We start from the raw sequence: 10,456 nt of genomic DNA, 5'->3' as shown, positions 1-10,456 counted from the left end.
GCTGCCTGCCGGGCTGGCGTGGGTCAAGTTCCGTCAGTCCCAGCCAGTTGAAGGGAAAATTAAAAACGCGACCGTCAGCCAAGCAGCCGGGCACTGGTATATCTCCTTTCAGGTCGAGCAGGAGACGCTTGAGCCAATTCACCCCTCCGGCTCAATGGTCGGGCTAGATGCGGGGATCGCCAAGCTCGCAACCCTGTCAGACGGCACGGTGTTTGAGCCCGTCAACAGCTTCAAAACCAATCAGACCAAGCTGGCAAGGCTCCAACGCCAGTTGAGCAAAAAGGTAAAGTTCAGCAGCAACTGGAAGAAACAAAAAGCCAAGATCCAGCGGCTGCACTCACATATCGCCAACACCCGCCGCGATTACCTTCACAAGGTCACAACGACTATCAGCAAAAACCACGCGATGATCGTCATTGAGGATTTGAAGGTTGCCAGCATGTCAAAATCAGCAGCGGGCACGACCAGCCAGCCGGGGCGCAACGTCCGGGCAAAATCAGGGCTGAATCGTTCGATATTAGATCAGGGCTGGTTTGAGCTGCGCCGCCAGCTCGAATACAAGCAGGCATGGCGAGGTGGTCAGGTGTTGGCGATAAACCCGGCCTACACCAGCCAGCAGTGCGCCTGTTGTGGGCATACTGCGAAGGATAACCGCCAGACGCAAAGCCAGTTTAAATGCGCTGCGTGTGGTTATGAGGCGAACGCCGATGTGAATGGCGCTCGCAATATTTTAGCGGCGGGACACGCCGTTTTAGCCTGTGGAGGCGCGGTGCAATCAGGCCGCCCGATGAAGCAGGAACCCGGTACTGCGCGAGCAGCTATCACCCAGTAATGGGAATCCCCCTCCTGTGACGCGAAGCGCTAAGGTGGGGGAGGATGTCAAGGGTACCGAGACGTTGCGCATCACGCTCATCACCCCGGCCACCGCCTCGTTGGCCTGGTCGGTCTTTGGCAGGGTCTTGATGTAGAAGGAGGCGCGGGCAAAACGGTCCGCCGAGCGGTTGGTGCCGGGCAGCATGGTGAGACCGCCAATCTCCTCCCAGTAGTCGTTGAGGGCCAGTTGCTTGTCAAAGGTCGGCGAGTTGGTCATCACCTGATAGCTGCGGTCGTGGTAGATCTGCAGCTTGTCCCCCACGTACTGGAAGATGGCGGAATCGCCGCTCGCATCGGAGAGGGAGAGGTGCAGCTGGCCCGGCTTGCCATCCGGGGTCAGGGTGGGCACCACATAGAACTCCTCCTTCGACAGGGCCTCGACCGCCTCGGCCACGGTGGCGAAGTTGTCCAGCGCGTACTGGGCCCAGAGCGAGATGGAGAGAGTCTTGCGCGGATCCTTGTCGCTCGGGGTCACATACTCGGACTCGGTCAGATAGAGCAGGTTGGCCACCAGCCCCTTCTCGTTCATGCCGTCGGCGGTGCCTGCATCGAAGCCTGCCGCCACCACGGAGCCGTAGCGCGACGTCCACGTCATGGAGTGCGCGCCGGCCTCCCCTTCCCGCGCGATGCCACGGGGCAGCGCCCAGAGATTGGTCGGCATGGCGCTGCGCCAGTTCATGGTACGACCGGTCACCACCAGCGCTCCCTCCCCCTGATAGACGGCGCGGGTACAGGCATCGGCGAGGGAACTGACGGAGAGGGAGACGGTCAGGGCCAGCAGGGTCTTGTGCAACAGGGGAGAACGCAGGATTGTCACATGGTTCACTCGAGTCCAGTGAAAACACAAGCGTATCCCTTTTTGCATAACAGGGGCTGACTGAGACTGGCAAGCCAGGTGACAGATCTGCCAACAGAGGCGCTTCCCTGCCAATCAGCGATCAATATCCATAAATTAATCAAAGAGATAAGCAAGCCACTTCGGGGCGATACCGCCAGATGCCATTCGCTGGCTTGCGTCGGTTTCAGACACATACCCTGCCCGCCAGCAGGCGGACAGGGAGGGGCTCAGCCTTCCTTCTTGCGGATACTCAGCCCCAGCTCGCGGCCGCGCAGGCGGGCGTAATAGATGGTGCCCACAAACGCCAGGGTGGTGAGCACCAGCTCCACCACCGCCAACCACCGCTCCCCCTCATCCGTGGTGATCAGGGTCAGGGCGTGCAGGAAGTAGGGCATCAGCACGAAATTGCCCCAGGCGTGGGTGTAGGGATTGCCCTGCACTATGCCCTTGAGGGGGAAGAGCAGCGGCACCGTCCAGATCACCGGCAACAGCCAGGGGGCAAGATCCGGGTGGGGCGAGAGCCACAGATGCCAGAGCAGCACCCAGGCCAGCAGGCCGAAAAAACCGGCCAGGGTCAGCAGGCGAGCGAAGCGGGTGGTCACTTGAGGATCTCCAGCACCTGCTCGGGCGGACGACCGATGCGGGCCTGCCCGTTCTTGATGACGATGGGGCGCTCGATGAGCTTGGGGTGCTGGTGCATGGCACGAATGAGGTCATCGCCGCTCACCTCGCCGAGCCCCAGCTCCTTGTAGAGCTCTTCCTTGGTGCGCATCAGCTGTCGGGGATCCGTGAAGCCAAGCTGACTCAGGAGGGTGCGGATCTGTGCCTCGCTCGGGGCCTGCTCCAGATAGAGCACCACCTCGGGGGCGACCCCGTGCTGTTCCAGCAAGGCCAGGGTTTCACGGCTCTTGGAGCAGCGCGGATTGTGGTAGATTTGGGTCTCGCTCATGATAACTCCCTGATTAATCGCAAGATGGGACAAGAAATGGCGCTATTGTAGGGGAAACGGATGGTCAGGGTAAGCGGGAAGGCTATGGAAATGAAACGGATCTGTTGGCTGATTGTGGCAACCCTGCTGGGGGCCTGCAGCCCGGCACCCGACTTCACCGACGGCGCGGGAAAGAAGGTCAGCCTCGCGGATCTCGGTGGCAAACCGCTGCTGGTCAACTACTTCGCCCCCTGGTGCGCCCCCTGCCTGCGGGAGATGCCCTTGCTGGCAACATTGCACCAGGAAGGCCAGATCCGGGTGATCGCCATCAACTATGACCCCGCCTCCCCCGCCGAACTGACCGAGCTGGCACAGCGCCACGCCATCAGGGTTCCCCTGATGATCCCGGATGACGACGCCCGCCTCCCGTTCCCAAGGCCCGGGGCGCTGCCCACCAGCTATCTGCTTGATGCCAGGGGAACGCTGCTGGAGACCCTGGTGGGGGAGCTGGACGAGCAGAAGATAGGCGAGATAAAACGCCGCCTAGCGAGCGCCCAATAGCAGAGCCATCCATCACATTCATGTCTTCATCATCAAGATGCGTTGAAACCGATGAAAGGCCCTATTTTAGCCTGCAAAACAAGGCGGGGTGCCCCCAAAGGAGCACCCCGCTTGCCATCAACCCGCTCCGGACTCAGCCCTTGAGGCTGTCCAGATCCTTCTTGGCCCGCTCCAGCTGGGTGATACGCGCCTCGATGCGGGCCAGGGTCAGCTTGTCACTGGTGGTGCCCCGCGCCACGATCAGTTCGTCGATGGCCGCCTGGTAGTCCCCGCGCAGGGAAAGGGTCTCAGCCCGCGCCATGTGCAGGTCCGTCATTCTGCCCGCCTTGCGGTAGGCGTCCGACAGCAGGCTCCAGGCCAGGCTGTTCTCGTCGTGCTCCCGGGCATAAGGGTCCAGGATGGCGATGGACTTCTTGTAGTTGCCCCCCTCCAGATAGGCGTTGCCGAGGTTCACCACCACCACCTCGTTGTCCGGCATCCGGGTGCGGAAGCGCTCCAGTCTGGCGATGGCCTGGGCGCTGCGCCCCTTGGCGAGATCGATGTCGGTCAGGGCATCCACCACGAAGAGATCCTCCGGGTGACGAGTCGCCAGCTCCTGCATCAGGGTGTCGGCCTCGTCGGTGCGCTTGAGCTGCAACAGGGCCAGCGCCTTGCCATAGATGGCGGCATCCTTGAGGGGGTAATCCCCCTTCTGCAGGCGGCTGTCGAAGTAGGTGAGCAGCGCCTGGGGCGTCTCGGTGCCATAGCGCACCTGGATGCGCACCTTGGCCAGCCAGAAGTCCAGGCTCGGCGGCAGGGCGCGCGCGCCATAGCTCCCGGCCCGGGCACGGGCTTCGCTGATCCGGGTCTCCGGCAGGGGGTGAGTCAGCAGCATCTCCGGCGGCTTGCTGGCATAGCGGTACTCCGCCGCCAGCTTCTGGAAGAAGTTGGCCATGCCCATGGGATCGAACCCGGCGTCATACAGCGTCTTCATGCCGATGCGATCCGCCTCGTATTCGTTGTCCCGGGTGTAGTTGATGGCCGACTGCATCGACAAACCAAGCGTGGTCTGCAAGGCCGCGATGCCAGCGGTGGGGTTGATCACCGCGAGTGCAATGGAGCCCACCAGGCCGGCCAGGGTCATGGCGGAGCTGCTCGCCTGTGCCTCCATGTAACGGGCGATGTGACGCTGGGTCACGTGGGTGATTTCGTGGGCCAGTACCGAGGCCAGCTCGCTCTCGCTCTCGGCGTAAAGGAAGAGGCCGGTGTGCACCTTGACCCGGCCACCGAGGAAGGCCGCCGCGTTGATGCTGGGATCATTGATGAGGAAGAAGGTGAACGGGAAGCGCACCCCGTCGGCATTGGTCAGCAGCCGCTGGCCCAGATCGTCGATGTATTCGTTGAGCACGGGGTCATCGATGATGGGCAGGCCCGCCCGGGCAAAACGCATGAAGGCGTTGCCATAGCGCACCTCCTGCTCGATGGGCAGTGCGGCGACCCCGGCGGTACCGATGTCGGGCAACTGGTTGCTCCCCTGGGCGTGGAAGGTCGCCCCCATCAGGGTGACCAACAGGGGAAGCGATGCTATCAGGGGGGAAAAACGTGCCACGTTATCTCTATCTCCAATCAGACCCCAGCGGGCATCGGCAGAATACCCTTGCCATTCAAGGCCCACAAGCGTTGTTTCATCCTCTCATCACGGCCATAATGACCGCCACGCACGAGATGGAGTTCTCATGGAACAGCTCGACCTGACCCCCTGGCGTTGTCCCGAGCCCCTCATCCGGCTCAAGCTCTGGTTGCGCCAGGCCCGGCCCGGTCAATCCGTGTGCATCCAGCTCGGGGATGCAGGCTCCCGGCAGGACATTCCCGCCTATCTGCGCCGTCAGGGTCACCATGTCCAGACCCGGGAAGAGTCAGCTGCCCGCCTCTCCCTGCTGCTCGTCGTTGCCCGTCCCCCTCGGGACGCCCTGCTCGCCCCCGAGCCCATGCCACCCACCCCGTGAGCCGCCATTCAAGGAAGCCTCGATGTTAGATGTATTGAAGCGCTGGTATCAGACCCGTTTTTCCGACCCCGATGCCGTCACCCTCTTCCTGCTGCTGGTCTTCTGCTTTGCCGTGCTCTGGCTGTTTGGGGATCTGCTGGCACCGCTGCTGGTGGCCCTGGTGATGGCCTATCTGCTGGAGTGGCCGGTGAGTCGCCTGCAACGAGGCGGCCTTTCTCGCACCGTCGCTACCAGCCTGGTCCTGCTGTTGTTCATCACGGTGACGACCCTGATGCTGCTGGGCCTCATCCCGACGCTGGTGAGCCAGGGGGTCAACCTGGCCAAGGAGGCCCCCGCCATGCTGGCCCATGCCCAGGACTATGTCCGCACCCTGCCGGAAAAATACCCCGAGATCATCGACGTCAGCCTGGTGGAAACCATCATCGACAACATTCGCCAGCGCATCCTGACCGGCGGCGAACAACTGGTGAGCGCCTCTTTGAGCTCCCTCATCAACGTGGTGGCCATCCTCATCTACGCCATCCTGGTGCCCCTGATGGTCTTCTTCATGCTCAAGGACAAACAGGTGCTGATGGGAGGCCTGCGCCGCTTCCTGCCCCGCAACCGCACCCTGGTGAACCGGGTCTGGGTGGAGATGAACGACCAGATCATCAACTACATCCGCGGCAAGGTGATCGAGATCGTCATCGTCGGCATCGCCACTTATGTGCCCTTCGCCCTGATGGGATTGCGCTACTCCGCCCTGCTGGCGGTCGCGGTGGGCTTCTCCGTGCTCATCCCCTATATCGGTGCCGCCGCGGTGACCGTGCCGGTGGCCATGGTGGCCCTGTTCCAGTGGGGGCTGACCCCCGACTTCGCCTGGCTGATGGTGGCCTATTTCGTGATCCAGGCCCTCGACGGCAACCTGCTGGTCCCCCTGCTCTTCTCCGAGGCGGTCAACCTGCACCCGGTGGCCATCATCATCGCCGTGCTGGTGTTTGGCGGTCTGTGGGGCTTTTGGGGCGTCTTCTTCGCCATTCCCCTCGCCACCCTGGTCAAAGCGGTGCTCAATGCCTGGCCCAAGCGGGAAGATCTCCCCCGCCCCGCCCCCTGACCCTGGCAAGGGGCGAGGCCGGGTCTCGCCCCTTCCAGATACCGGCCACCAGCAGCACCTCCGTGACGCTGGCTCATGCTTGCCTTGTCGGGTTTAATTGAAAACCGACATCCGTTTGACTTGCTACGCCGGTCTGATTCGTTCCCACGCCCACCCACCGACAAGGCTCTGTCATGCCCCCACTCCCTGCCCTGCGCCATGCCTCTCTGGGTGCCTTTCTGGCACTGCTGTTCTGTTCTCCCGTCCGGGCAGACCTCGATATCGGGGCCCTCAGCGCCTTCTCCAGCGACAGCCCTGACAGCACCATTCCCAAGGGGCTGGTGCTGGGCGGGGCCGTCATCGGCGGTCAGGCCCGTTACCAACACCAGGACGATACCCTGATGCCCATCCCGGGGGCCCTCTATTTTGGTGACAACCTGATGTATCTGGGGGATCGGGCCCGCTACTACCTGAGCCGGGATGGCAACCTCTCGACCTATTCCTTCGGCCGGATGCGCTTTGGCAACCTGGACCCGGACGACGATCCCTTCCTCCATGGCATGGAGAAGCGCAAGGGGCAGTTCGAGGCCGGTGTTGGGGCCGATCTCATCACTCCCTACGCCCTCTGGAGCGTGCGGGCCACCACGGATGTGACCGGTACCAGCAACGGTCAGAAGCTGATGCTGTGGGCCAACTTCCCCATCATCCGCGGCCCCCTGCTGCTGATGCCGGGAGCCGGCGTGATGCTGCGCAGCCACAACCTCGCCAACTACTACTTCGGCGTTGTCTCGCAAGACGAAGCGAGGGCGGACAGGCCGGCGTGGAACACGGGCACCACCCTCTCCCCCATGGTCTCCCTCATCGGCAGCTATCGCTTCAGCGCCAACTGGATTGGCGGCTTTGGCATCAACTACGAGCGCTACGACGATGACATTGCGGACAGCCCCATCGTCCAGCATCAGGGAGAACTCTATGCAGGCTTCGGGGTGGGCTACATCTGGTAGCCCCATCCGGACTGGACAACAAAAAAGGAGCCCATGGCTCCTTTTTTACGGCTATCCGGCGCAGCGTCACCCTGCCACTTCGGCGAGAAATTCGGCGAGCGCCTGGTTGATGAACGCGGGGTTCTCCAAGGTCGAGATGTGACCAGCCCCCGGGATCTCCCTGAACGGGCACCCCAGCACCTCGGCCATCAGATACCCCTCCAGCACAGGGCGAGCCTTGTCCTCGCACCCCGTCATCACCAGTGCGGGCAGCCTCATCTCTTCGAGCCAGTCGATGCGATCCTCCCGGGTCACGAAGCTGCGCCCCACCGCCACCAGGCTCGCCACCTTGTCGGCGGGCCATTGGGCCAGCCGGGCCTTGAAACCGGCCATCAGGGCCGCGTCCGGTTGATGGGCGAAGAAGAGCGGCGCCACCTGATCGGCGATGGGCGCAGGAACGGCGCCGACCTGCTCGATCATCGCCAGCATGCCGAGATAGCGCTCGCAGGTGATCTGGGGTTCAAGGCCGACGAAGCTGTCCATCAGCACCAGGCCCTTGAGGCGAGCAGGCGCCATGCGCGCCAGCTCCACGCCCCACATGCCACCGATGGAGAGCCCCACCAGCACGCACTCGTCGATGCCAAGGGCATCGAGCAGCGCCAGGTGATCCCGGGCCAGGGTCGCAAGGGTGCAGGGCCCCTCGGGCAGCACATCGGAATCCCCGTGACCCCAAAGCTCGGGCACGATGCAGCGATACTGCCCCTTGAGGGCCTCGATTTGCGGTGCCCACATGGCACTGTCCCACAGGTAGCTGTGGCCAAAGAGCAGTGCCGGACCCTGCCCCTCGTCCAGATAGGCCATGCGGCGGCCCGCTATCTCCATAAACTGCTTCATGTTTTCTCCTGTTGCCAGCGGCGATGAAACTGGCTTTCCTGTTTTTCTGTTGCCAGCGGCTGATGAGGCGGCAGTGTAACACGCCACCCTTGGCAGGGGTGCCCGCCTGGTGCAAGCTGGAGAGACTCACAACGAGGAGTCACCAAGGAGAGGATGATGGCCAAGGAAAAGAGCAAGAAACGCCCCCGTCTGGACAAGAAGACCTACGAACATCACCTCGCCCACCTGCAGGAGGAGCTGGTCAAGTTGCAGGAGTGGGTCAAGCAGGAGGGGCTCAAAGTGGTGGTGCTGTTCGAGGGGCGCGACGCCGCGGGCAAGGGGGGCGTCATCAAGGCGATCACCGAACCCCTCAACCCCCGGGTCTGCCGGGTCACCGCCCTGCCCGCCCCCTCGGATCGGGAGCGTACCCAGTGGTACTTCCAGCGCTACGTGGCGCACCTGCCCTCGGCGGGCGAGATGGTGCTGTTTGATCGCTCCTGGTACAACCGGGCCGGGGTCGAACGGGTGATGGGCTTTTGCAGCGACGACGAGTATCGCGAATTCCTGCGTGCCTGCCCCGAATTCGAGCGGATGTTGATCCGCTCCGGCATCACCCTCATCAAATACTGGTTCTCGGTCAGCGACGAAGAGCAGGAGAAACGCTTCAAGGAGCGCATCAACACCCCCATCAAACGCTGGAAGTTCAGCCCCATGGATCTGCAGTCCCGCTCCCGCTGGGTGGAGTATTCCCGCGCCAAGGATGACATGTTCACCTACACGGATACCGAGGATTGCCCCTGGTTCGTGGTGGACGCCGACGACAAGCGCCGCGCCCGCCTCAACTGCATCTCCCACCTCCTTGGCAAGGTGCCCTACGAGGCGATCCACTACGAGCCCATCACCCTGCCCCCCATCAAGACCGAAGGCTATGAGCGCCCGCCGCTCACCAGCCAGCACTTCGTGCCGGACGTCACCGCCGCCCTCGAGTCAGACAAGCACGGGCAGTAGACGGGCCCCGGCCAGCCGCACCCGCTGGCCGGAACCCGGGCTTCGGATGACGGGCAATAAAAAGCCGGTCTTGCGACCGGCAAAAGGCATTGAACGTATAGAAAGGAAAACCTGGCACTCTCGCCCTCTCAGGCGCGGATATATTTGGCCGTGCGCGGGAACGCCTGTTCTTTGGCATCGAACAGGTAGCAGGCTTCGGCCGGGATGCCGACGCTGTACTCCTGGCCGGTGGCCACGTCGATGTCGGAGCTCGCCTTGACGGTGAAGTCGTGACCATCCACGTCCATGTAGACGAAGGATTCTGCCCCCAGGTGTTCGGCTACCTGCACCACGCCGCTCACGCGGCTGTCGGCATGGGCATGACCCAGCGGCACCAGGTGCTCGGGGCGAATGCCCAGCTCCACCTTGTCACCCACCGCGCCGCGACGGGCATCCACCCGGGCACGCACGGTATCGCCGGAGGTGAGCTTGACCACGCACTCCTGCTCGCCGATCTCCACCAGCTCGCCCGCCAGGAAGTTCATCTTGGGGGAGCCGATGAAGCCCGCCACGAACTTGTTGTCCGGGTTGTGGTAGAGCTCGAGGGGGGTGCCGAACTGCTCCAGGTTGGTGGCCGCCTCGCCCTTGAGCGGGCTCAGCACCACGATGCGGTTGGCCAGCGTCATGGCCTCCACCTGGTCGTGGGTCACGTAGATGATGGTGGAGTTGAGCTCCTTGTGCAGCTTGGCGATCTCGATACGCATCTTGACCCGCAAGGCGGCGTCGAGGTTCGACAGCGGTTCGTCAAACAGGAACACCTGCGGCTGCTGCACGATGGAGCGGCCGATGGCCACCCGCTGACGCTGACCGCCAGAAAGGGCCTTGGGCTTTCTGTCCAGCAAAGGCTCGAGACCCAGGATCTCGGCGGCGCGCATCACCCGCTTGTGGATGTTCTCCTTGTCCATCTTCTTGAGCTTGAGGCCAAAAGCCATGTTCTCGTAGATGTTCATGTGCGGGTAGAGGGCGTAGGACTGGAACACCATGCCCACGTTGCGCTCCACCGGCGGCACGTCGTTCATGTAGCGCCCGCCGATGGTCAGCTCGCCGCTGGTGATGTCTTCCAGACCCGCGATCATCCGAAGCAGGGTGGACTTGCCGCAGCCGGACGGGCCGACGAAGACGATGAACTCCCCTTCCTTGATGTCGAGGTTGATGCTGCGCAGGGTGTCCTTGTGGACAGCCGGGTCGTAATTTTTGCGAACGTTGTTGAGTACTACTTCAGCCATGTCGAGCTCCGCTCTTGAATCTTTGCAAATCGTGATGACGGGGGGAGCCAGCTCCCCCGGCCATGAACCG

General features: G+C 62.9%; 12 protein-coding genes. 6 read left to right on the top strand and 6 right to left on the bottom strand.

What is annotated here, in order from left to right; all coding sequences use genetic code 11:
• Positions 1-832: RNA-guided endonuclease TnpB family protein (locus C3418_RS15375; protein WP_103858825.1), on the top strand; the 832-nt coding region annotated here is incomplete at its 5' end.
• Here C3418_RS15375 and C3418_RS15370 read toward each other — a convergent pair.
• The 3 genes from C3418_RS15370 to arsC form a co-directional block, all read right to left on the bottom strand.
• Positions 776-1,699 (bottom strand): linear amide C-N hydrolase, encoded by a 924-nt coding sequence (locus C3418_RS15370; protein ID WP_233735832.1) that lies wholly within the window; start codon positions 1,697-1,699, stop codon positions 776-778. The genes C3418_RS15375 and C3418_RS15370 overlap by 57 nt on opposite strands.
• Before the next feature lie 239 nt (positions 1,700-1,938).
• Positions 1,939-2,313 (bottom strand): DUF2069 domain-containing protein, encoded by a 375-nt coding sequence (locus C3418_RS15365; protein ID WP_069785092.1) that lies wholly within the window; start codon positions 2,311-2,313, stop codon positions 1,939-1,941.
• Positions 2,310-2,660 (bottom strand): arsenate reductase (glutaredoxin), encoded by a 351-nt coding sequence (gene arsC, locus C3418_RS15360; RefSeq protein WP_043155313.1) that lies wholly within the window; start codon positions 2,658-2,660, stop codon positions 2,310-2,312. Before arsC ends, C3418_RS15365 begins: the two co-directional genes overlap by 4 nt.
• 60 nt (positions 2,661-2,720) lie before the next feature.
• Between arsC and C3418_RS15355 the strand changes: the two genes are divergently transcribed.
• Positions 2,721-3,200 carry a TlpA disulfide reductase family protein gene (locus C3418_RS15355; protein ID WP_103858824.1) on the top strand — a complete coding sequence of 160 codons (480 nt, stop codon included), beginning with the start codon at positions 2,721-2,723 and terminating at the stop codon, positions 3,198-3,200.
• Positions 3,201-3,333: 133 nt separating this feature from the next.
• Here the strand turns inward: C3418_RS15355 and C3418_RS15350 are convergent, their stop codons facing one another.
• Positions 3,334-4,788 (bottom strand): M48 family metalloprotease, encoded by a 1,455-nt coding sequence (locus C3418_RS15350; protein ID WP_223918331.1) that lies wholly within the window; start codon positions 4,786-4,788, stop codon positions 3,334-3,336.
• Between the two features lie 127 nt (positions 4,789-4,915).
• Between C3418_RS15350 and C3418_RS15345 the strand changes: the two genes are divergently transcribed.
• The 3 genes from C3418_RS15345 (at position 4,916) to C3418_RS15335 (ending at position 7,261) form a co-directional block, all read left to right on the top strand.
• Positions 4,916-5,185 carry a sulfurtransferase TusA family protein gene (locus tag C3418_RS15345; protein WP_042880621.1) on the top strand — a complete coding sequence of 90 codons (270 nt, stop codon included), beginning with the start codon at positions 4,916-4,918 and terminating at the stop codon, positions 5,183-5,185.
• Positions 5,186-5,207: 22 nt separating this feature from the next.
• Positions 5,208-6,278 (top strand): AI-2E family transporter, encoded by a 1,071-nt coding sequence (locus tag C3418_RS15340; RefSeq protein ID WP_029314318.1) that lies wholly within the window; start codon positions 5,208-5,210, stop codon positions 6,276-6,278.
• A 173-nt stretch (positions 6,279-6,451) separates the two neighbouring features.
• Complete coding sequence (locus C3418_RS15335) at positions 6,452-7,261, top strand: MipA/OmpV family protein (RefSeq protein ID WP_235687595.1); 810 nt, start codon at positions 6,452-6,454, stop codon at positions 7,259-7,261.
• Between the two features lie 66 nt (positions 7,262-7,327).
• On the opposite strand, the gene C3418_RS15330 is transcribed toward C3418_RS15335, so the two are convergent.
• Positions 7,328-8,134 (bottom strand): alpha/beta fold hydrolase, encoded by an 807-nt coding sequence (locus tag C3418_RS15330; protein WP_041212789.1) that lies wholly within the window; start codon positions 8,132-8,134, stop codon positions 7,328-7,330.
• 156 nt (positions 8,135-8,290) lie between these two features.
• On the opposite strand from C3418_RS15330, the gene ppk2 reads away from it, so the two are divergent.
• Positions 8,291-9,121, top strand: coding sequence for a polyphosphate kinase 2 (ppk2, locus tag C3418_RS15325; RefSeq protein ID WP_010674253.1), 831 nt, complete (start codon positions 8,291-8,293; stop codon positions 9,119-9,121).
• A 128-nt stretch (positions 9,122-9,249) separates the two neighbouring features.
• On the opposite strand, the gene C3418_RS15320 is transcribed toward ppk2, so the two are convergent.
• Positions 9,250-10,386, bottom strand: a complete 1,137-nt coding sequence (locus C3418_RS15320; RefSeq protein WP_010674252.1) for an ABC transporter ATP-binding protein — start codon at positions 10,384-10,386, stop codon at positions 9,250-9,252.
• Between the last annotated feature and the right edge of the window lie 70 nt (positions 10,387-10,456).

It is taken from the genome of Aeromonas sp. ASNIH8 (assembly GCF_002919855.1).
In the GTDB taxonomy this organism is placed as follows: domain Bacteria; phylum Pseudomonadota; class Gammaproteobacteria; order Enterobacterales; family Aeromonadaceae; genus Aeromonas; species Aeromonas caviae.
This window is presented reverse-complemented; position numbering and strand designations above follow the sequence as displayed.

Excerpts from the sequence above, each read along its gene's own strand:
- C3418_RS15320 (WP_010674252.1), bottom strand. The coding sequence starts at position 10,386 with ATGGCTGAAGTAGTACTCAACAACGTTCGCAAAAATTACGACCCGGCT.
- C3418_RS15340 (WP_029314318.1), top strand. The coding sequence starts at position 5,208 with ATGTTAGATGTATTGAAGCGCTGGTATCAGACCCGTTTTTCCGACCCC.
- C3418_RS15355 (WP_103858824.1), top strand. The coding sequence starts at position 2,721 with ATGGTCAGGGTAAGCGGGAAGGCTATGGAAATGAAACGGATCTGTTGG.
- C3418_RS15345 (WP_042880621.1), top strand. The coding sequence starts at position 4,916 with ATGGAACAGCTCGACCTGACCCCCTGGCGTTGTCCCGAGCCCCTCATC.
- C3418_RS15335 (WP_235687595.1), top strand. The coding sequence starts at position 6,452 with ATGCCCCCACTCCCTGCCCTGCGCCATGCCTCTCTGGGTGCCTTTCTG.
- arsC (WP_043155313.1), bottom strand. The coding sequence starts at position 2,660 with ATGAGCGAGACCCAAATCTACCACAATCCGCGCTGCTCCAAGAGCCGT.
- ppk2 (WP_010674253.1), top strand. The coding sequence starts at position 8,291 with ATGGCCAAGGAAAAGAGCAAGAAACGCCCCCGTCTGGACAAGAAGACC.
- C3418_RS15330 (WP_041212789.1), bottom strand. The coding sequence starts at position 8,134 with ATGAAGCAGTTTATGGAGATAGCGGGCCGCCGCATGGCCTATCTGGAC.